Genomic DNA, 21050 nt, shown 5'->3' on the forward strand with positions numbered 1-21050 from the left:
CAGGGCACCCTAAATGCCGCGACTGAGAAGTGGCTGTGAGGGGCACCCGGTCGGAATGGCACGTCGATCAGGACCGTGGGGGTGGTGCGTCCGTTCCCTGCTCGACCCCGGACCCGCCTGCTCTCGGCCGGGGCACTGTGGCGTCTGGCTCGGTCGCCGCGCAGGCGGGCGGCGGCCCGGCGGCGGTCCGGCCGGCGTAGTCGATCCGGCGGAAGGCGTCCGCCGCGTAGGTCAGCTGCCGCACCGCGGCGCTCAGCGCCGCCACCGCCCGCGGAGCGGGCAGCCCGGCCCGGGTGCCCTGGCGGATCAGCTCCTTGGCCAACGCGGCGTGCCACTGCCAGTGCCACTGTTCACTGGTCATCTGCAGCTTCTCCGCGTTGACGTATGTCGGCAGGTTGTCGACCACGTGACCGATGAAGGCGTCGACCGAATCTTCCGGCGGAATTTGGCGCCCGGACCTGGCGGTCCGGCACAGGCCGGCAACGTATGCCGACACTTCGACCGTGTCCGCCCAGTCCAGCGAGGCCACCCCCGCCCGCCGCACGGAGAGGACGAGGTCCACCGCCAGCCGGGCCGCGTCGGTGGCCCAGTGGTGCGGCCCGTACATGGAGGCGTCAACCAGCACGGGCCGGTTGTCCGGCGCCGGATACACGAGCACGTTGGTGGAGTGCAGGTCGCCGAAGGCGTCGATGTAGGTCGTCGTCCCTTCGGGACGTAGCCCGCCGGGCAGGAGCCCGTGGTTGACGAAGGTGGTGAGGACGTCGCAGGCCGCCGACTCGCCGGGCACCTCGCCCGCCTCCGCCCGCACCGTCGCCAAAATGTCGCCGTACAGGGTCAGCGTGTCGAGCACCCGCAGGCGCAGGACCGGCGTCGCCGCCAGCCATTCGTCGAACGGTCTCGTCTCTCGCTGCCCGGGGGCGAACAACTTGATCAGCTGAGAGCCGAAGAGGATACGGGCGACGTGTCCCGCCTCTTCCGCGGTGGCGTCGTCCAGCCAGTCGGCCAGGGTCTGCGCGCCGGTCGCCAGCCGGGCGGCGATGGCGTGATAGCCGGACTCCTGGTGGCTGCGGATCTGACCGGAGAAGCCGACCAGGTCACCGGCGCCGAGCAGATGCAACGCCTTCTTGTTGGCGGCGAGCTCGAACTCGAGCGCGCGCCGGTCGAGGCCGATCTTCAGGACGTACGAGGTGGTGGCCAACCCCTCCTGGTGGTCGACCCGGCACACGTACGCGCCGGACCGCCCAGGCGCCAGGTAGCCGACGGCGAGCGCCGTGGCGCCGGGCCGGTAGTCGGGGGCGAGGCAGTCCAGGGCCAGACTGCGCACGATGTCCTTGCCGATGGCCACCGAGTCCGCTCCCGGCGGATTCGGGCTGCCGACCTGGTGCAGAGTCGATTCCAACGCAAGATCGTCGTCGGTGAAGGTGACCTTCAGTCCTTCGAAGTCGCGTTTGCGGGCCACATGCAGGCGCACCTTGTTCGCCAGGTCGCGGAAGGTCATGCCGCCCTGGCGGCCCATGTTGAGGATGGACCGGATGACCGCCTCGTCCGCGCCGGCTCTGATCGCCTCCTCTCGGAAGTTCGGATAGTGGTTTCCGAGACCGGTGATGACGAGGACGTAGGTGTCCGCGCCCCGCGCCCGCAGCGCCTCCACCACGGCGATGCCGTTCTGCTGCCCCTCACCCAGGCCGTAGTCGACGATGGCGAACTCGAACGCGGGCTCGTCCCGGATCTTCTTCCGGGCGGAGGTCGCGTCCGAGGCGACTGTCCAGCTGACCCTCATCCCGATCTCCTCGAACTCCAGGTTCATGGAGTCGCGGATGACGGGCGTGTTGCCGGCTTCGTCGTCGACCAGCAGCCCTCGGATCTCCAACGTCATGTCGACAGCCTCCACCGCTCGAACGTGACCTCGACACAGAACGTCGCCCACTCCGCCGGGGGATCGACCGGCTGGATCCGCCCGCCGAAGGCGGCGAGTTCGTCCTTGAGAGAACTCAGGCCGCGTCCCCCGCCCCGACGCGACGGCCGGCTGCCGTCGTTGCGGACCGACACGGTCACGAACCGGGGATCCCGGATCTCGACGGCGACCTCGATACGCTGTTCGCTGCCTTCGACCCGGTGCACCTTGGCGGCGTTCATGTGAATGTGCGTGAACACGTCCTTGACGAGCCGCCGGGTGCAGAAGACCTGGAGGAGCCGTTCGCCGTCCGGAAGCAGCACCTGATGGTCGGGGAAGGTGCCGCGCAGGACCCGTACGAGATCGGTCGGGCACCGGTCGACCACCTGATGGATGCCGGCGCCGGTGGCCGGAAGGAAGAAGTCGTGCCACCACTGCAGGTCGCGGAGCAGTTGGTCGACGTCGTGCGGCGCCCGTCCGACGCTGGCCCTCGCCCGATCCACCAGAGCGTCCAGCTGCACTGTGGTCTCGTCCACCGCGCTGCGCCCGAACGCGGTGTTGACCACCTCCGCGAAGCGGTCCGCGTCGTCCCGGCTTAGTCCCGCCGCGGTGTCACGGGTCAACAGCGCGTTGCGCAGCAGGTAGATGTTCGGCAGCACGTCGAGGTTGAGGAAGTTGCTGCAGATCGCCCAGTCCTCCCGGACGCCGTCGAGATCCTCGGGCAGGCGTCCCCGGCCGACCAGCGTGACGTTCTGGATGACGCGCCACATCGCGTTCTCATAGTCGTGGTCGGCCACCGAGCGCCTGTTGCCCCGCAGCGCGGCCCAGGCGGTCTGCGGGTCGGCCGGCTCGGGGGCGACGATGCGCTGCCCGTGTGACAGGACGTAGCGCACCAGGTTGGGCGTCAGCACTGACGGCCTTTCGGCGCGGTCCGAGCCGTACCCGCGCAGTTCGTCCTCCAGCCGTACGAGTCGCTGCACGATCGGATTGATCACCAGATCCCGGGAGTACCGGTTCGGCGACCGGACGGCGGCCACGAGGCGAAGCGCCTCGAGCATCACCTGCAGGACGACGGGCTCGTCGTAGCGGTTGTCGTGCAGGATCCGGCTGAGCTGGTCGGCGAACGTGATCACCGAGACCTTGGCCAGGAGGATCACCGCCTGCACCCGCAGCATCGCGTCGTCCGATCGCGCGGAGTCGCTGGTCAGCAGCGAGAGCGCCAGTTCGGCGATGGTGTCCCTGCACTCCGGGAACCACAGCGGCGCCGAACCCAGCCAGTGGGCCTCGGCGACCAGGAGGCGGATCAGCGCGTCCCTGACCACCGTCTCCACGCGGGCCGCCTCCAGCTTGACGGTGACCGCACGGCGCTGGAGGGTGTCCACGTTCGCCTCGCGCAGCTCGAATCGCCAGCGCAGGTACTCGGTGCAGTCCCGGGGTCCCACGTGGGCGCCGAAGAGGTCGGTGGCCTGCTCCTCGAACGCGGACCGCTTGGAACGCGGCTCCAGCAGCCGCAGCAGCCAGTTCCGGTGCGCTTCCAGCCGGACCGGGATCGGCACCAGCATGGCGAGTTCGTCGTAGGTCCGGCGCAACGAGCAGATGTCGCACGACCAGCGCCCCAGACCGCTCATCGCCGTCCGGGCCACGTAGTGCAGGGCGACCGGGACTCGCTCCCGCCGGGATCCGCCCCGCGCGCGGGAGATGCTGCTGGGCTGGTGCAGCACCAGCGCGTCGTCGTGCGGCAGGCCGTTGAGCAGCAGGAATCCGCTGATCGCCGAGATGCCCTCACTCGTGGCGATGCGCTGAAGGTGACCAATCGTGCGGGTACTGCCCGCGCCGGCGTCGATGATCACCGCATGCTGCGCCCCGGCGGGTAGCTTGACCGTGCCCGGATACCACCACCGCTCGCCGAGCGGGGCCCGGGGAACGCCCAGCATCGCCACGACGGGAACGCCCGCCCGGGTCAGCGCGTCGGCGACGATCCCGGCGACCTGCGGCAGGTCGTCGACCGTACCCTCAGGGTAGAGGACGCACACCGGCGCGGGGGCCGCGGCGCCGCCGAAGGCCACCCGATCCATGTCCTTGACCCGCCGGGTGATGTGCCTGTTCACCATCTCGGCCCAGTCCCGCTGCCGGAACAGGCGGGTGGGGTCCACGTACGCCGTGTAGTGCCGCTCGGCCGGACGTTCGATGTGACCGAGCCGGGCGGCGTTGGCCCGCTCCATGGCGCAGACGTACGTGTCCTGGTCGACCAGCGCCCGGGGCATGACGCGGTGACCGGTGGTGGGCCGGCGCAGCACCGGGTCGATCGGGTCCGGCGTACGCGGAGGCGGGTCCGCCACCCTCATGTCCACCTGCGCCAGGCTGATCATGGGCATCCGGCGGTTGAGGAAGAGAACCCCGCCCGGCTCCCCCGGGTCCTCGTGCGCGCCGGTGTCGACGGCGACAGCGGCGGCGACGGGCACCATGTCGCGGTCGACGACCTCCAGCAGCGCGTGCTTGAGGGTCCGTCGGCTGGACGCGAGGTCGGTTATCAGCAACACCCGGGGCGCGCCCTCCGTGCCTCGGCGGGCTCGCTCCAGCCGTACGTCCTCCAGGGAGTTGAGGTATCGGTCGTGGCCGGTGAACGAGCGGGCGAACGCCGCGACCATCGCGTGGGGCGCGTTGCCGACCCGTACCACGAGCGGCGCGGTCTTCCGGTCGAAGCGGCCGATGCGGTCCTCCATCAGGGCGGCGAGCGCGTAGCCGGCCAGGCCGCCGAGATCCAGCCCCGCGAGGACGCGCCCGAGGTCGCACCAGCGGTTCGTCACCCTGAGGTTCGGGGTCAGGAACACGCCCTGGACCACACCGTCGGTGGTGGCGTCCTGGATGGCGGTACGCAGCTCCTGGCCGACGTAGTTCGCCAGGGCGCTCATCGCGTCCTGCGGCTTGATCCGCAGGCGGAGCACGTCGTGCTCGGCGTGCAGGGCACCGGTCCGGTTCTGCAGCTCGCGGATCGCGGGCAACACGTCGGCCGGGCTCCCGCCGTCCGCCAGGTCGTGCAGGTGCACGGGCCGCTGCGCGCCCGACAGGCGGCGGAGAATCTGCCGACCGGTCTCGCTGCCGCCCACCCAAAAGTGCCGGTTGTCCGGCCCGAGCACCAGGATCGGTGACCGCCGGTCGGCCGGGACGTCGACCGCCCGGGGACCGCAGCCGGCGTTGAGGAACTCCACGGCGACGGACATCATCTGCCGATTGACGCCGGGAAAGGCCAGGACCACCACGCCGAGGTCGTCCTGGGTGTTCGCCACCGTCAGGACCTGGGCGATCGCGGCGCCGATGTCGACATCGTCGGGCGGCACGTCGCCGTCCGGGGTGGTGATGGCGATGACCAGGCCGCTGGTGGCGGTGGGCCGACGGCTCAACTCCCGCCGCACGCTCTGTAGATCGGCGCCGGTGAGCCCGCGGCGGCGGCGCAGCGACGCGATCACGCAGTGCAGGTCAGGACGACCGTCCTCGCGACCGGTGGTTCGCGGCGGGGTCGCCACCTCCTCCGCGCCGAGCCGGCGGTCGTCCGGTTGCAGCAGCACCGCGCACTCGACGAGCGTGCCGGCGATGGCGGCGGCCTGACTGCGAGCCGAGTCCTGGTGGCTCGGCTGGTTCCCGAACGTCCGGGTGACCACCTGACCGCCCGACGCGATCAGCAGGCCGCCCTGGTAACCGCGGGCGAGGCGGGCGACCTTCCATAGTCCCCGGGCGTGGTGATCAATCGATCCGTTCGGTGTCCGCGCAGGTTGCCGGCGGTCCAGCGTGGTCAGGATGGCCCGCTGCACGGTCGCCGGACCGGGATCGGAGCCGACCACGAGTTCACCGACCATGCCGACGCCGGCGTCCGCGACGACCAGTCGCACCAGCGGGCTCGGAACCGCGGCAGCCCTGGTCACCAGATCCCCCAGGCTCTCGTCGAGGTCCCCGCCACGGTCCTGGTAGGTCTCCGGAGGCACGATCACGCCACCCAGGAGAATCTGCGGCTGGTCCAGGCCGTCGGCCACCAACTCGGAATGCTCGGCCGCATTCTCCAGCAGTTCGGCGATGATTCCGGTGCCGAAGGCCGCCGCTTGTTCCTCGGAAAGGCCCAGGTCTTTGAGGTCGCCCACCCAGCGCGATGCTGCATCCGACTCGGTCAAGCCGCGGGCGCCCTCGACCGCCACCCAGCGATAGGGCAGGATACGCCGACGCCGTTTCGGCAGTTGCCCGAGTTCATCCCCCTCCGCAGGCTGTGAACTGTCGGTGATGGGGAGGAGCCGGGCATCACGCGACGAATCGAATTCGACCCGGCCGCGCAATTCGGTGAAGGCGGCCTGGAATCCGGTCTGCTCCAGGTACAGCTGGCAGTTGCGCCGGGCCAGCCTCCGCAGGCCGGCTGCGGCGTCGCCGGAGGACTCGTGCGCCAGCGTACCCGGATGGGGCGGCACAACCGAGAACTGCGCGCCCGCATTGGTCGCGGCCCGGAGGAAGATGAGCAGGTGGCCCAAGCTCACGAAATCGGCAAAACCGACTTCTGAGAGATCTACGACAATGCGCTGACCTGCGAAATTACCTGGTGAGACAGTGGCCTCGGCGAGGAAGTCGGCGTGCGCGTTCAGGGCGTTCACCCAGGACCGGGCATTGAGTCGCGTGCCAAAGTTGAGGAGAATCATGCCTCATCTCCGCTCGATCGCCCGCGTGGAGACTTTCCGCCACACTACCGGGATGAATCGAAGCGGTGACAAGTTGGTGAACGGTGCGTGGCGACCGCCGCGCGGTCACTGCGGGCGAGAGGACAAAGGGTGACCGATTCTGACGTCAACGGAGCATTGGCCGAGTACCAGTCGCTTCGCGCGGAGATAGATTCGCGGGCGAAGTTTCAGCAACAGATCCTGGCCCTTCAACTGACGTTGACGAGCGCAATCGTCGCTTTCGCCCTGTCGAGTCCGGGCCTGCTACCGGTACTGCTCATCGTGCCGCTCAGCTCATATCTACTCTGCGGGAGATATGTGGGGCAGCGGACGGCGATGCGCTGGACGACGCGGTACATCAACGAGGAACTTTCGCCCCGGATTCCGGGCGGACTCGGCTGGGCCGCCTGGTCACAGGCGAATCGGCGGCCGGACCGGGTCCTGGACTGGTTCATTCCGCTGTTGATCTGCTTTCCCGGCGCCGCCGTCCTGGCCCTGGGCTGGACGCTCCGGCCGACGTTCACCCACCCGCACCTGGCGACGGTCGTCGGCCTGGGCGCCGTCTGGGCGGTGGGACTCGTGGCCACCGGCATCTCGATCTACCTTCTCGCCGGCGTGCTTCGCAGCCGGCCAACGCCGGACGAGTCTGCTATTGATCATCCCGCCGACGGTCAGTCGGCTTAGTGACACTCGGACCGGCGTTCAGTCCGCCCGGACCACCACCAGTTCGCCGACCTGCTCGCCGAGTTGGCGTCGGGCCTCCGGCAACAGGCCGCTGTCGGTGATCAGCATGTCGGCCTCCTCCAGCGGCGCGATGGTGGCGATGCCGATCGTCTCCCACTTGGTGTGGTCGGCCAGCACCACCAGCCGCCGGGCGGAACCGATCAGCCGCCGGTTCACCGCCGCCTCCAGCAGGTTCGGCGTGGTGAACCCGGTACGCGGGCTCATCCCGTGCACGCCGAGGAAGAGCAGGTCGACGTTGAGCGCGGCTATCGCCGCCTCGGCGACCGGGCCGGTCAGCGCGTCCGACGGGGTACGGATGCCGCCGGTCAGCACGACTGTCTGATCGGCGCGGGGGTTCTGGTAGAGCGCGTCGGCCACCGGTATCGAGTTGGTGACCACAGTGATCCCGCGTACCTCGGCCAGCCGCGCGGCCAGCGCGGCGGTGGTGGTGCCGGCGGACAGCGCCACCGCCATCCCCGGCTCGACCAGGCCGGCGGCCCGCTCCACGATGGCGCGTTTCTCGGCCTGCTGGCGGACCGACTTGGCGGCGAAGCCGGGCTCCTCGGTGGAGCCGGGACCGGCGAGCGTCGCGCCGCCGTGCACCTTGTCGATCAGGCCGCGTTCGGCCAGCACCTCCAGGTCGCGGCGGATCGTCATGTCGGACACCCCGAAGCGGCTGACCAGGTGACTGACCCGGACGCCGCCACTCTGGCGGATCAACTCCAGGATGGCGCTCTGCCGTTGCTGGGCGAGCATGTGGACCTCCATCGGCGCGAACGGCAGGGTTGCGGTCAGGCGCTCACGGGCGCCGGCGCGGGCTCCTCGCGGACCACCGCCACCTCCCCCGCCGGCACCTCCAGCTCGCCGTCGCAGCGGGCGCCGCCGAGCAGCTCGACGCCGGTGACCGGCAACCGTACCGGCTCGGTGGTGTGGTTGATCAGGAAGAGCCAGCTCCGGTCCTCCGCGCGGCGGCGGACCACCTCCACCCCGGTCGGCGCGCTCACCGGCGGCCGGACGCCGGTCTCGGCCAGCAACCGGGCCACCAGCCGGTCGGTGGCCTCGTCGTCGAGCCGGGTGCCGACGTACCAGGCCGCGCCCGCGCCGACGGTGTTGCGGGTCAGCGCCGGCACGCCGGGCAGGGGCCCGTCGGCGTACGCGGCCAGCACCTCCACGCCGTCGGCGTGCAGCCACTCGGTCCACACGTCGGCGCGGGCGCCGTCGTCGAGGCGTACCGTCTCGCCGGCCCGCAGCGGGAAGAACTCCTCGACGTGTACGCCGAGCAGGTCGCGGTACGCGCCGGGGTAGCCGCCGAGCCGGATGTGGTCGTGCTCGTCGACGATGCCGCTGAAGTAGGTGACCACAGCGGTGCCGCCGGCCTCCACGAACCGGCGCAGCGCGTCGGCGTCGGCGTCGCGGACGAGGTAGAGCGTGGGCACCACGACGAGCCGGTAGCGGGACAGGTCGGCCGAGGGGTGCACCACGTCGGCGGTGATCCCGGCCCGCCAGAGCGCGGAGTGAAGCGCGGACAACCGGTCGGTGTAGGTGACGTCGACGCTCGGGTGGGAGTCGAGTTCGGCGCCCCACCACGCCTCGTAGTCGAAGAGGATGGCCACGTCGGCGTCGACGCGGCTGCCGCGTACCTCGGCGAGCGCGCGCAGGTCGGCGCCGAGCCGGCAGACCTCGCGGAACACCTTGGTGTCCGGGCCGGCGTGCGGCACCAGCGCGGAGTGGAACTTCTCCGCGCCGGCCCGGGAGGCCCGCCACTGGAAGAACAGCACGCCGTCGGCGCCGCGCGCGACGTGGGCGAGGCTGTTGCGGCGCATCTGACCGGGTGTCTTCGCCACGTTGCGGGGCTGCCAGTTGACGGCGCTGGTGGAGTGCTCCATCAACAGCCACGGCGCGCCGCCTGCCACGCCCCGGGTGTGGTCGGCCGCGAGCGCCAGGTTGACCTGCGGCTGCGGGTCGGCGGCGGTGAGGTAGTGGTCGTTGGCGACCACGTCCACGTCGGCGGCCCAGGAGTGGTAGTCCAGGTACTTGATGCCGGTGCCGATCATGAAGTTCGTGGTGACCGGCTGCGGGACGAGCCGGTTCAGCAGTTCCCGCTCGGCGCGCAGCTGGGCGCGCTGCTCGTCGGAGGAGAACCGCAGGAAGTCCAGCTGCTGGGTCGGGTTGGCGAACGTCGGCGCGGTACGCGGCGGGTTGATCTCGGCCCAGTCGTGGTAGCGCTGGCTCCAGAACGCGGTGCCCCAGGCGGCGTTGAGCGAGTCGAGGTCGCCGTAGCGCTCGCGCAGCCAGCCGCGGAACGCCTCGGCGCTGACGTCGCAGTAGCAGTGCACGTTGTGGCAGCCGAGTTCGTTGGAGACGTGCCAGAGCACGACGGCGGGGTGCCGCGCGTACCGCCGGGCGACCGCCTCGACCAGGGCGAGCGAGTGGTCCCGGAACACCGGCGAGCTGGGGCAGTACGCCTGCCGGCCGCCGGGCCAGAGCACCGTGCCGTCGGCGCGGCGGGGCAGCGTCTCCGGGTGCCGGTGCGCCAGCCACGGTGGCGGGCTGGCGGTGGCGGTGGCCAGGTCGACGCTGATGCCGCCGTCGTGCAGCAGGTCGATCGCCCGGTCCAGCCAGTCGAAGACGTACCGACCGGGGGTGGGCTCCAGCAGGGCCCAGGAGAAGATGCCGACCGAGACCAGATTGACGCCGGCCCGTCGCATGAGTTCGACGTCCTCGGTCCACGTCTGCTCGGGCCACTGCTCCGGGTTGTAGTCGGCGCCGTACCAGATGCCCTCGCCGTGCCAGTTCCGCATGACAGCAGAGGTTGCCCCCCGAACAGCACCCAAGTCAACACTTTCCAACATCGACTGAAGTTCCAACGTTTACCGGCTCTTTGCCCTGCCTTACCACCAACGGCGTCGCCTTTTTGCCCTCTTGACAGCGCCGCGCCAAGGGGTAGCTTCAAGCGCCACCGGCTGTTTGTGTTCGGACGTGTGGATTCTCGGTGGATCTACCGCGACCGACACGACACCGCTCACCGCCAACGATCACGGTCCATGAGCGCAGCGCACCTCTTCCACGCAGGAGGCACCATGTCCCGTCCCCGCTCGCAAGCCGAATACCTCGCCCGGCTCGTACCCCCGTCCGTCGCCGGCCTGAACCGGCGCTCGCTGCTCGCCGGCGCGGCCGGCGCGGGAGCGCTGCTCGGCACCGGTCTGCTCGCCGGCTGCGGCGACTCGGACTCCGGATCCGGCGGTGACGCCAAGAGCGTCTCGGTCGGCTCGAACCAGTCGGACCCGAAGCCCAAGGACGTCGTCGCGAAGGTGATGGACGGCTTCAAGACGTCCTCCGGGGTGACGGTCAACATCAACACGGTCGACCACAACACGTTCCAGGAGAACATCAACAACTACCTGCAGGGCAAGCCGGACGACGTGTTCACCTGGTTCGCCGGCTACCGGATGCGGTTCTTCGCGGCAAAGGGCCTGGCCGGTGACCTCAGCGACGTGTGGGGCAAGCTCGACGGCTACTCCGACGCGTTCAAGAAGGCGTCCACCGGCGACGACGGCAAGCAGTACTTCGTGCCCGCGTCGTACTACCCGTGGGCCGTCTTCTACCGCAAGTCGGTGTGGCAGCAGCGCGGCTACGAGGTGCCGAAGACGCTGGACGACCTGAACACGCTCGGCGCGCAGATGAAGAAGGACGGGCTGAACCCGATCGCGTTCGCCGACAAGGACGGCTGGCCGGCGATGGGCACGTTCGACATCCTCAACCTGCGGATCAACGGCTACCAGTTCCACATCGACCTGATGGCCGGCAAGGAGGCGTGGACCTCCGACAAGGTGAAGAAGGTCTTCGACACCTGGGCCGGGCTGCTCCCCCTGCACCAGCCGGACTCGCTCGGCCGCACCTGGCAGGAGGCCGCCCAGTCGCTGCAGCAGAAGAAGAGCGGCATGTACCTGCTCGGCCTGTTCGTCGGCCAGCAGTTCAGCGGCGCCGACCTGGAGGACTTGGACTTCTTCACGTTCCCCGAGATCGACTCCACCATCGGCGCGAAGGCCCTGGACGCCCCGATCGACGGCTACATGATGGCCCGCAAGCCGAAGTCCAAGGACGCGGCGGAGAAGCTGCTGACGTACCTGGGCTCGAAGGAGGCCGCGGACATCACTGTGAAGAACGACCCGAGCACGCTCGTCGCCAACAGCGGCGCGGACACCGGTGCCTACACCGCGCTGCAGAAGAAGGCCGCCGAGCTGGTCGGCTCCGCCACCGAGATCGCCCAGTTCCTCGACCGCGACACCCGGCCGGACTTCGCCTCCACCGTGATGATCCCGGCGTTGCAGCAGTTCATCAAGGACCCGAAGGACATCGGCGGGCTGCTCACCAGCATCGAGAACCAGAAGAAGTCGATCTTCACCAGCTGACGGCGGAAGGGGGAAGGACATCATGTCCGACCTGCCCCTGATCCAAGCGGATCGCGCCGTGCCGCCGCCGGCCGCGACCACCAGCAACGGTGGTCGCGGTCGCCGGCTACGGCTCCTGTCCCGCACCGACCGCGTGGTCATCACGCTCATGGTGCTGGTACCCCTGCTGCTCGTCGCCGGCCTGGTCTGGCTGCCCGCGGTGGCGACGGTGCTGCTCTCCGGCACGAACTGGGACGGCATCGGCCCGGTCTCCGAGATCGAGTGGGTCGGCCTCAAGAACTACGACGACGTGGTGAACATCTACCCGCCGTTCGTCCCCGCGGTGCAGAACAACCTGCTCTGGCTGGCCGCGCTGTTCGTGGTGGCCACCCCGTTCGGCATGTTCCTCGCCGTGCTGCTGGACAAGGAGATTCGCGGCAGCCGCTTCTACCAGACCGCGCTCTACCTGCCGGTGGTGCTGTCGCTGGCGCTCATCGGCTTCGTCTGGCAGCTCATCTACAGCCGTGACCAGGGGCTGCTCAACGGCGTGTTCGGCGGCGAGACCGACTGGTACGGCGACCCGAACGTCAACATCTGGGCCGTGCTGGTCGCGGCCGGCTGGCGGCACGTCGGCTACATCATGCTGCTCTACCTGGCCGGCCTCAAGGGCGTCGACCCGTCCCTGCGGGAGGCCGCCGCGGTCGACGGCTCCTCGGAGACCAGCACGTTCTTCCGGGTCGTCTTCCCGGTGATGCGCCCCATCAACATCATCGTGCTGGTGGTGACGGTGATCGAGTCGCTGCGCGCGTTCGACCTGGTCTGGGTCATCAACAAGGGCCGCAACGGGCTGGAGCTGATCTCCGCGCTGGTCACCCAGAACGTGGTCGGCGAGGCCAGCCGGATCGGCTTCGGCTCCGCGCTGGCGACGATCATGCTGGCCGTCTCGCTCGTCTTCATCACCATCTACCTCTGGACCGTGATGCGGGAGGACAAGCGATGACCGCCGTCTCCGCCGGCCGCCGCCGCCCCGTGCGGCCCGCCCGGGTCGTCCTGCACCTCTTCCTGGGTACGGTCGCAGTGGGCTGGCTGTTCCCGATCCTGTGGGCCGTGCTCACCTCGTTCCGCTCCTACGAGTACACCGCCGCCAACGGCTACGTGTCGCTCGGCGGCTGGACCGTCGACAACTACGTCACCGCCTGGCGCACCGCCGAGTTCGGCAAGCACTTCCTCAACTCGGCGTACATCACGGTCCCGGCGGTGCTGCTCACGCTCTTCCTCGCCTCCTGCGTGGCGTTCGTGATCGCCCGGTTCAGCTGGAAACTCAACATCGCGCTGCTCGGCCTGTTCACCGCGGCGAACCTGCTGCCGCAGCAGGCGCTGCTCATCCCACTGTTCCGGATGTTCACCGAGATCCCGCTGCCGGCCTGGATGAGCGACTCGGAGCTGCTGTACGACAGCTACTGGGGACTGATCCTGGTCAACGTCGCGTTCCAGTGCGGCTTCTGCGTGTTCGTGCTCAGCAACTACATGAAGGCGCTGCCGCACGAGCTGTACGAGGCAGCGATGGTCGACGGGGCGAACGTGTGGCGGCAGTACTGGCAGGTGACGATGCCGCTGTGCCGGCCGGCGCTCGCCGCGCTCGCCACGCTGGAGGTCACCTGGATCTACAACGAGTTCTTCTGGGCCACTGTGCTCATGCGTACCGGCGACAAGTTCCCGGTCACCAGCTCGCTGAACAACCTGCGCGGCGAGTTCTTCACCGACAACAACCTGGTCTCGGCCGGCTCGGTGCTGGTCGCGATCCCCACCCTGGTGATCTTCTTCCTGCTGCAGAAGCAGTTCGTCCGGGGTCTGACGCTGGGAGCCTCCAAGGGATGACGATCGTCCACCTGCGCCGCGCGCGGACCAGCCTGGTGCTCGACGCACGCGGCCCGGGACTGCCCCGGGTCGTGCACTGGGGCGCCGACCTCGGCCCGCTGCCCGACGAGGACCTGCCGGCGCTCGTCGACGCCACGGTTCCGCCGGTGGTGCCGAGCAGCTTCGACGCGCCCACTGTGCTGTCGCTGCTGCCCGAGGCGAGCGCCGGGTGGAGCGGGCGGCCCGGTCTCGCCGGTCACCGCGACGGCCGGGACTGGTCCACCGCGTTCCGCCTCACCGGCCTCGACGTGCACGACGAGCCCGCAGCGCAGTCGCCCGACCTGTTAGGAGGGGCCCCTTTACATGCACCACGCGTTAACAAGGGGCCCTTCCTTTCCTCCGGGCGGGTGGTGGTGCGGGCGGCGGACCCGGGCGCGGCGCTGAGCCTGACCGTCGAGATCACGTTGGACCCGGCGGGCGTGCTCACGCTGCGGCACCGGCTGCGCAACGACGGCGACGGCCGGTACGAGCTGCGGGAACTGACGCCCGTGCTGCCGGTGCCGGCGGTCGCCACCGAACTGCTCGACCTGACCGGACGGTGGTGCCGGGAACGCGCGCCGCAGCGGCACCCGTGGCCGATGGGCGCGTGGGTGCGCGAGGGGCGGCACGGCCGCACCGGCCACGACGCCACGCTGCTGCTGGTCGCGGGCACCGCCGGGTTCGGCTTCCGGCACGGCGAGGTGTGGGCGGTGCACACCGCGTGGAGCGGCGACCACGTCACCGCCGCCGAGCGCCGCCCGACAGGCGAGTCCACGCTCGGCGGCGGTGAGCTGCTGGCGCCCGGCGAAGTGGTGCTCGGGCCGGGCGAGGAGTACGCCACTCCCCTGCTCTACGCGGCACACTCCACCGACGGGCTGGACGGGCTCAGCGAGGCGCTGCACACGCACCTGCGGGCCCGCCCGTCGCACCCGCGCACACCGCGGCCGGTGACGCTGAACGTGTGGGAGGCGGTCTACTTCGACCACGACCTGGACCGGCTGCGGGCGCTCGCCGACGCGGCCGCCGAGGTCGGCGTGGAACGCTTCGTGCTCGACGACGGCTGGTTCCGGGGCCGGCGGCACGACCAGGCCGGGCTCGGTGACTGGTGGGTCGACGGCGAGGTCTGGCCGGACGGGTTGCAGCCGCTGATCGACCACGTACGCGGGCACGGCATGCAGTTCGGGCTCTGGGTGGAGCCGGAGATGGTCAACCCCGACTCCGACCTGTTCCGCGCCCACCCGGACTGGGTGCTCCAGGCGCCGGACCGACTGCCGCCACCGTGGCGGCATCAGCAGGTGCTCGACCTGGCCAACCCGGACGCGTACGCGTACCTGCTCGAACGGCTCGACGCGGTGCTGAGCGAGCACGACGGGATCGCGTACCTGAAGTGGGACCACAACCGCGACCTCACCGAGGCCGGGCACGCCGGACGGCCCGGGGTGCACGCGCAGACCCGGGCGGTCTACCGGCTGCTGGACGAGCTGCGCGCCCGGCACCCGGGCGTCGAGATCGAGAGCTGCTCGTCCGGCGGCGCCCGGGTCGACCTGGAGATCCTGCGCCGCACCGACCGGGTGTGGGCCAGCGACTGCAACGACGCGCTGGAACGGCTGTCCATCCAGCGCTGGACCGGCCTGCTGCTGCCGCCGGAGCTGATCGGCACGCACATCGGGCCGCAGCGCTCGCACACCACGCACCGCGTGCACGACCTGGGTTTCCGGGCGGTCACCGCGCTGTTCGGCCACCAGGGCATCGAGTGGGACATCACCGCGATCGACGCGACCGAGCGGGCCGAGCTCGCCGCCTGGGTGGCGCTGCACAAGCGGCTGCGCCCGCTGCTGCACGGCGGCCGGGTGGTCCGGGTCGACCACCCGGACCCGGCCGTGCAGGCCCACGGCGTGGTCGCCCACGACCGCGACCACGCGGTGTACGCGGTCAGCCGGGTCGCCACCTCGGCGGCGCAGGTGCCGGGCGCGGTGCGGCTCCCAGGGCTGGACCCGGCCCGGCGCTACCGGGTCCGTCCGCCCGCCGAGGCGCCGGAGCCGGCGATGCTGGAGCTGTCCCCGCCGGGCTGGCTGGCCTGGCCGGGCGACGGCATCACGGTGACCGGTTCGGTGCTGACCTCGGTCGGCCTGCAACTGCCGGCTCTGCACCCCGAACAGGCCCTCCTCCTGGAGGTGGTCGCGGCCTGACCCCGCGCCCCACCCCGGTGATCAAGGAGTTTGTGTCACCGCAGGCGTCCGAACGGGACACAAACTCCTTGATCACGCACGAGAGGGTCAGGCGGGGGTGCAGGTCACGGCGGGGGTGGAATTCGTGCCCTGCCAGCTGCCGATGAAGCCGAAGGTGGTGCTCGCGCCCGCGCCGAGGCGGCCGTTGTAGTCGACGTTGCGGGCGGTGTACGCCGACCCGCTGTTGCTGACGCTCGCGTTCCACGCCTGGGTGACGGACTGGCCGTTGGCGTACGTCCAGCGCACCGTCCAGCCGGTGATCGCGGCCGCTCCGGCGGTCACCTTGACCTCGCCCTGGAAGCCGCCCTGCCACGAGTTCGCGACGGTGTAGGTGGCGGTGCAGCCACCGGACGGCGGGGGCGTGGTGGGCGGCGGCGGGGTCGGGCTGACGGTCGGGCTGGTCGTCGGGCTCACGGTGGGGCTGACCGTCGGGCTGGCGGTCGGGGTGGTGCTCGCGTACACCGACGCCTCACGGGAGGTGGCGGCGATGCCGTTGGCGCCGTTGAAGATGCGCTGCCCCCAGCTGGTGAGCTGGGCCGGGTTGAACGACGTGGTCATGTCCAGGTACTCCACGCCGCCGCCGTTGCCGCTCCACGACCAGCCGAGGTAGCCGATGCCGTTGGCCTGGGCGTACGCCATGATGGCGTCCTCGTCCGGGTTGCCGTCGGAGTGGTTGAACCCGAACTCGCCGACCACGATGGGCAGCCCGGCGGTACGGAAGCGGCCCAGGTAGTCGCTGATCTCGGCGGCGGTGTCGAACACGCCGTACATGTGGATGCTGAAGACGGTGTTGCGCTGCGGATCGGCGGCGAACACGGTGCCGGCGTTGTCGCGCATGGTGAACGACCAGTCCTGGCCCCAGTTCGGCGCGTCCACCATGATCGTGTGGGTCAGGCCGGCGGCGCGCAGCCGCTTGATCGCGTTCGACGTGTCGGTGGTCCAGGCGCTGTAGCCCTGGTTGCCGAACGGCTCGTTGCCGATGTTGACGATGACGTACCTCTCCTGGCCCTTGAGCACGTCGGCGATGCTCAGCCAGTAGTCGGTGGCCTTGGCCAGCGTGGTGGCGGCGCCGTCCTCGCCGTACCCGGTGGTGTCGTGCACCTCCAGCACGCAGATCATCCGGTTGCTCTTGCACAGGGAGATCACGTTGGCCACGTCGGCGGCGCTGTTCTTCGTCCAGCGGTCGCCGCTGGACAGCACCACCCGGACGGTGTTCGCGCCGAGCGCCTTGATGTTGGCGAACGAGCTGGTCTGCTGCGGGTACCAGGTGTGCGCGTGGTTGACGCCACGCATGACGAACTCGACACCGTTGGCGTCGTAGAGACGCCCGTTGGAGACGGAGAAGCCGGTGGCCGCCTGGGCCGGCTGCCCGAGGGCGAAGACGGCGGCGAGGGCCGTCAGCAGGGCGGCGCCCGCGACGGAGAGCAGTTTCTTCATGGCTGTCCTCAGGGGAAGGATCCCCCGTGCCCGAGCGGGGGTGCGGTGACGGTGAGAGGGTGGTGGCGACTGAGCCCGGTAGCCGCCGCCCGGTTCCCGAACGGACGCAGGCATCAGCGTAGGACGATGGAAGGCGTGAGGCAACCGGTTAAGCAGGATCAGCCGGGAGGCGACACCGCTTGACGCGCTGTATGAGCTGAACCGGTTAAGAGACGAATGCGAAAGCGGACAGCAGGGTTGACCCGCGCCGGGCGGGGTATCCGGGGACGATCCGCCCGGGAAGGAGACGTGCCATGGTCAACGTCGGTTACACCCTCATGTGCGAGCAGGCCGGCCCGAAGGAACTGGTCGACCACGCCGTACGCGCCGAGGCCGCCGGCTTCGACCATCTGGTCATGTCCGACCACTACTACCCCTGGCTGGAATCGCAGGGCCACTCCCCGTACGCCTGGTCGGTGCTCGGCGCGGTCGCGCACGCCACCAGCCGGGCGGAGCTGATGTCGTTCGTGACCTGCCCGATCCGGCGGTACCACCCGGCCGTGGTGGCGCAGAAGGCCAGCACCATCGGGGTGCTCTCGGACGGCCGCTTCACGCTGGGCCTCGGCGCCGGGGAGAACCTCAACGAGCACGTGGTGGGCGGATGGCCGCACGTGCAGCAGCGGCACGAGATGTTCGAGGAGGCGTTGCAGATCATCCGGCCGCTGCTCAACGGCGAGACGCTGACGTTCTCCGGCAACCACTTCGACGTGCCCGACGCGTACGTCTGGGACCGCCCGGACCGGCCGGTGCCGATGGCGGTGGCCGCGTCCGGGCGACAGTCGGCCACGCTTGCCGCCGAGTACGCCGACGCGATGATCGCCACCGACCCGCTGTCGCACCTGATCGACATGTACGAGGAGGCCGGTGGCGCGGGCCGCCCCCGCTACGGGCAGGTGGCCATCTGCTACGGCCCGGACGAGGACGAGTGCCGCAAGATCGTGCACGACCAGTTCCGCTGGTTCGGCCTGGGCTGGAAGGTCAACGCCGACCTGCCCGGCCCGGAGTCGTTCGAGGCGGCCACCCGGTTCGTCCGGGAGGAGGACGTGGCCGAGGGCATCTCCTGCGGCCCGGACACCGACCGGCACGTCGAGGCGTTCAAGAAGTTCGTCGAGGCGGGCTTCACCCACGTCGCGCTGGTCCAGGTGGGCGGCGACACCCAGCCGATGTTCCTCGACTGGGCCCAGGAGGAGCTGCTGCCCCGGCTGCGGGAGCTGTGACCGCTGAGGAGTTGACGCCATGCGTATCGGGAACACCGAGATCCGGCCCGCCGGGGGCGGGCTCGGCTGCCTGCTGATGATCCTCTTCTCGATCGTCGCCTCGGTGGTGCTCACCGTGCTGCTCAACCTGGTCCTGTAGCACCCGGCCCGGCGCGCTCGGCGGCGGCACCAGAACGGGGTGGCTGCGCCCCCGGCCCACGTACGCCTTCGGTCTGGGCTGGCGCGTCGTTCAGCCGGCCGTGAGGTCCACCTCGGCCAGCACCGGATAGTGGTCCGACGCCGAGTCGGCGTCACCGTCGCGGACCACCCGCACCGCGCGTACCCGGTCGGCCAGCGCCGGGGTGGCGAGCAGATAGTCCAGCCGCATCCCGGCGAACTCGGCGCCGCCGTGCCGGGTCGGCACGGTCCGGCCGCCGGGCTCGTCGCCGCCGGAACGCGGCCACAGGTCCACCAGCCCGGCGTCGAGCAGCCGGGCCACCGCGCGGGTGTCCACGGTACGGCCGTCGCGGCGCAGGTGCCGCCGCCGGTACGGAGTGGCCAGCCCGGCCAGCCGGGCGGTGTGGTCGACGGTGGGCTCCAGCGTGTTCAGGTCCCCGGCCAGCAGCGCCAGCTCTCCCCCGGTCCGCCGCAGCGCGGCGGCGAGCCAGTCCGCCTCCATCCGCCGCCGCCCACCCGAGTAGGGGTACAGGTGCGTGCTCAGCACGGTCAGCGGTCCCGCGCCGGTGGCGACCTGCACCCGGGCGGCGGCGTGGTGGAACGGGCGGCGGACCCGGCCGGCGCGCAGCACCCGCAGCGGCGGGCGGACCAGCACCGCCACCGGCTGGCCGAGACAGGACCGGGCCAGGTACGCCGCCATCCCGAGCCGCTCGGCCAGCCCGCCCAGCGTGGCGTCCATGCCGCGCAGCTCCTGCAACGCCAGCACGTCGGGGCGCTGCGCGGTGACGACCGAGACGATCCGGTCCCGGCGGTCGGCGCCGCCCGCGTCCCGCCCGCCGGTCCGGATGTTCCAGGTCATCACCCGCAGCATCGGCTCAGTCCGGCCGCGCGGCCTTGGCCAGCTCGTCGTCCAGCTCGTCCACCTGTTCGGACTCGATCGCCGGCTGGTTGCCCTCGTCCACGTCGGCGTTCGGCTTGATCACCCAGTACAGCAGCGACAGCCAGAGCGCGCCGAGCAGGATCGCGCCCATGAAGTCGGTCGGGTGGTGCATGCCCCGGTACATCCGGGAGGTGGCCACGCCGACCGGCATCAGCACGGCCATGCCCACGAACAGCCACCGCCACCACCTGTCGGTACGCGGGAACACGATGACCGCCATGGCCGCCCAGAGGCAGATGGTGGCCGCGATGTGCCCCGAGGGGAACGACGAGGTGGGCATCTGCCCGTCCAGGTTCTCCACCGGCGGCCGGGGCCGGTCCACCACCCGGGCGCTGGCCAGGAACAGGCTCAGCTCGCCGAACATCGCCAGCACCACGTACAGCACCGGCCGCCAGCGCCGCCACACGGCCAGCACGATCGGGCAGAACACCAGCGACACCAGCAGGATGGCGTGCGTGTCGCCGAACTTGCTCCACCACCAGCTCAGGTCGGTGAGCGCGTCGGTGTGCCGCTCGGCGAACCAGCGCGGCACCTTCGTGTCGAGCGTGTCGAAGAACGTGCCCTTGGCGTGGTAGCTGACGAACATGCCGAACGCGTAGAGCGCGCCGAAGACGAGCACCCAGCCGACCAGCAGCTCGGCCACCGCGGAGCGGGGGTGCTCCAGCACCTTCTCCTCGTCCGGCGCGAGCGCCAGCTCCTCGCCCGCCTCCGGTTCCAGGCCCTCGCGCAGCGGCGGCACCGGCCGGCCGCGCTCGCGCCGCCACAACCGGAAGGCGTACGCGGTGACGCCCAGCCAGGCCGCGCCGAGCAGCCAGCCGCCGATCACGTCGGAGACGAAGTGCACGCCCAGCGCGATCCGGGTCAGCCCGACCAGGAAGACCAGCACGGCGGCGACGGCGATGGCGGGCTTGCGCCAGCGCGGCGACATGGCCGGCAGGAACACCAGCAGCAGCGCCCCGTACGCGACGAACGAGCCGAGCGCGTGCCCGCTGGGGAAGCTGTTGCCGGGGGCGTCGGCGATCGGCACGTCCACCACCGGGCGCAGCCGGCCGACGAGCGCCTTGAGCGACGGGTCGAGGATCAGCCCGCCCACGCCGGTGACGATCAGGTAGACCGCCAGCCGGGACTGGCGGCGGATCAGCAGACCCACCACCGCGATGGTGACCAGCCAGATCAGCACCGGCCGGCCGCCCAGGTCGGTGATCGCCTGGAGCACCGTGACCAGCGGGCCGTGCGGCGCCACCAGGCCGTTGAACCACTCGGCCGCCGCATGATCGGCGTCGCGCAGCGGGCTCCAGCGGAACCGGACGAGCATCAGGAGCAGCCCGAACCCGACTCCCGCACCGGCCACGGCGAGCAGGCCCGCCAGACTCCGCTCGGCGAAATGGCCCAGCGGCCGGCGCCCGGCTTCCTTGACCGCGGTCACACCGCACCT

Annotated in this window: 13 protein-coding genes; 6 read left to right on the plus strand and 7 right to left on the minus strand. The window is 70.7% G+C overall.

The window, feature by feature from the left end; all coding sequences use genetic code 11:
• Positions 1-67: 67 nt before the first annotated feature.
• Together KBX43_RS23960 and KBX43_RS23965 are read right to left on the minus strand one after the other, a co-directional pair.
• Complete coding sequence (locus KBX43_RS23960; protein WP_210887240.1) at positions 68-1876, minus strand: response regulator; 1809 nt, start codon at positions 1874-1876, stop codon at positions 68-70.
• Complete coding sequence (locus KBX43_RS23965; RefSeq protein ID WP_210887243.1) at positions 1873-6027, minus strand: hypothetical protein; 4155 nt, start codon at positions 6025-6027, stop codon at positions 1873-1875. The genes KBX43_RS23960 and KBX43_RS23965 overlap by 4 nt, the downstream gene beginning before the upstream one ends.
• Before the next feature lie 672 nt (positions 6028-6699).
• Between KBX43_RS23965 and KBX43_RS23970 the strand changes: the two genes are divergently transcribed.
• Positions 6700-7272, plus strand: a complete 573-nt coding sequence (locus tag KBX43_RS23970; protein WP_210887246.1) for a hypothetical protein — start codon at positions 6700-6702, stop codon at positions 7270-7272.
• An 18-nt stretch (positions 7273-7290) separates the two neighbouring features.
• Here KBX43_RS23970 and KBX43_RS23975 read toward each other — a convergent pair whose 3' ends face one another.
• Both KBX43_RS23975 and KBX43_RS23980 read right to left on the minus strand, forming a co-directional pair.
• Entirely contained in the window at positions 7291-8067 is a 777-nt protein-coding gene (locus KBX43_RS23975; RefSeq protein ID WP_030501763.1) for a DeoR/GlpR family DNA-binding transcription regulator, read from the minus strand.
• A 35-nt stretch (positions 8068-8102) separates the two neighbouring features.
• Positions 8103-10112, minus strand: a complete 2010-nt coding sequence (locus tag KBX43_RS23980) for a beta-galactosidase (RefSeq protein ID WP_210887248.1) — start codon at positions 10110-10112, stop codon at positions 8103-8105.
• A 243-nt stretch (positions 10113-10355) separates the two neighbouring features.
• On the opposite strand from KBX43_RS23980, the gene KBX43_RS23985 reads away from it, so the two are divergent.
• Genes KBX43_RS23985 through KBX43_RS24000 form a run of 4 tightly spaced genes read left to right on the plus strand, consistent with a single transcriptional unit; the run spans position 10356 to position 15787 of the window.
• The gene (locus tag KBX43_RS23985; protein ID WP_247677678.1) at positions 10356-11723 is read left to right on the plus strand and encodes an ABC transporter substrate-binding protein; all 1368 of its coding nucleotides are present in this window, start codon (positions 10356-10358) and stop codon (positions 11721-11723) included.
• A gap of 22 nt (positions 11724-11745) precedes the next feature.
• Positions 11746-12702 carry a carbohydrate ABC transporter permease gene (locus KBX43_RS23990; RefSeq protein ID WP_064447215.1) on the plus strand — a complete coding sequence of 319 codons (957 nt, stop codon included), beginning with the start codon at positions 11746-11748 and terminating at the stop codon, positions 12700-12702.
• Positions 12699-13580 carry a carbohydrate ABC transporter permease gene (locus KBX43_RS23995; RefSeq protein WP_013284905.1) on the plus strand — a complete coding sequence of 294 codons (882 nt, stop codon included), beginning with the start codon at positions 12699-12701 and terminating at the stop codon, positions 13578-13580. The genes KBX43_RS23990 and KBX43_RS23995 overlap by 4 nt, the downstream gene beginning before the upstream one ends.
• Positions 13577-15787 (plus strand): alpha-galactosidase, encoded by a 2211-nt coding sequence (locus tag KBX43_RS24000; RefSeq protein ID WP_210887249.1) that lies wholly within the window; start codon positions 13577-13579, stop codon positions 15785-15787. The genes KBX43_RS23995 and KBX43_RS24000 overlap by 4 nt, the downstream gene beginning before the upstream one ends.
• A gap of 87 nt (positions 15788-15874) precedes the next feature.
• Here KBX43_RS24000 and KBX43_RS24005 read toward each other — a convergent pair whose 3' ends face one another.
• The gene (locus KBX43_RS24005; RefSeq protein ID WP_210887250.1) at positions 15875-17263 is read right to left on the minus strand and encodes a cellulase family glycosylhydrolase; all 1389 of its coding nucleotides are present in this window, start codon (positions 17261-17263) and stop codon (positions 15875-15877) included.
• A gap of 293 nt (positions 17264-17556) precedes the next feature.
• Between KBX43_RS24005 and KBX43_RS24010 the strand changes: the two genes are divergently transcribed.
• Complete coding sequence (locus tag KBX43_RS24010) at positions 17557-18519, plus strand: TIGR03557 family F420-dependent LLM class oxidoreductase (protein WP_043325553.1); 963 nt, start codon at positions 17557-17559, stop codon at positions 18517-18519.
• A gap of 229 nt (positions 18520-18748) precedes the next feature.
• Here KBX43_RS24010 and KBX43_RS24015 read toward each other — a convergent pair whose 3' ends face one another.
• Together KBX43_RS24015 and KBX43_RS24020 are read right to left on the minus strand one after the other, a co-directional pair.
• A complete protein-coding gene (locus KBX43_RS24015; protein WP_064447211.1) occupies positions 18749-19546 on the minus strand; it encodes an endonuclease/exonuclease/phosphatase family protein in 798 nt (265 codons plus the stop codon).
• 4 nt (positions 19547-19550) lie between these two features.
• Positions 19551-21041 (minus strand): phosphatase PAP2 family protein, encoded by a 1491-nt coding sequence (locus KBX43_RS24020; protein WP_113973381.1) that lies wholly within the window; start codon positions 21039-21041, stop codon positions 19551-19553.
• Positions 21042-21050: the final 9 nt, after the last annotated feature.

Source organism: Micromonospora sp. C41 (genome assembly GCF_018070485.1).
GTDB lineage: Bacteria > Actinomycetota > Actinomycetes > Mycobacteriales > Micromonosporaceae > Micromonospora > Micromonospora chalcea.

Coding starts and splice junctions, on each gene's coding strand:
- KBX43_RS23960 (WP_210887240.1), bottom strand. CDS start 1,876: ATGACGTTGGAGATCCGAGGGCTGCTGGTCGACGACGAAGCCGGCAAC.
- KBX43_RS23975 (WP_030501763.1), bottom strand. CDS start 8,067: ATGCTCGCCCAGCAACGGCAGAGCGCCATCCTGGAGTTGATCCGCCAG.
- KBX43_RS23980 (WP_210887248.1), bottom strand. CDS start 10,112: ATGCGGAACTGGCACGGCGAGGGCATCTGGTACGGCGCCGACTACAAC.
- KBX43_RS23985 (WP_247677678.1), top strand. CDS start 10,356: ATGAGCGCAGCGCACCTCTTCCACGCAGGAGGCACCATGTCCCGTCCC.
- KBX43_RS23990 (WP_064447215.1), top strand. CDS start 11,746: ATGTCCGACCTGCCCCTGATCCAAGCGGATCGCGCCGTGCCGCCGCCG.
- KBX43_RS23995 (WP_013284905.1), top strand. CDS start 12,699: ATGACCGCCGTCTCCGCCGGCCGCCGCCGCCCCGTGCGGCCCGCCCGG.
- KBX43_RS24000 (WP_210887249.1), top strand. CDS start 13,577: ATGACGATCGTCCACCTGCGCCGCGCGCGGACCAGCCTGGTGCTCGAC.
- KBX43_RS24005 (WP_210887250.1), bottom strand. CDS start 17,263: ATGAAGAAACTGCTCTCCGTCGCGGGCGCCGCCCTGCTGACGGCCCTC.
- KBX43_RS24010 (WP_043325553.1), top strand. CDS start 17,557: ATGGTCAACGTCGGTTACACCCTCATGTGCGAGCAGGCCGGCCCGAAG.
- KBX43_RS24015 (WP_064447211.1), bottom strand. CDS start 19,546: ATGCTGCGGGTGATGACCTGGAACATCCGGACCGGCGGGCGGGACGCG.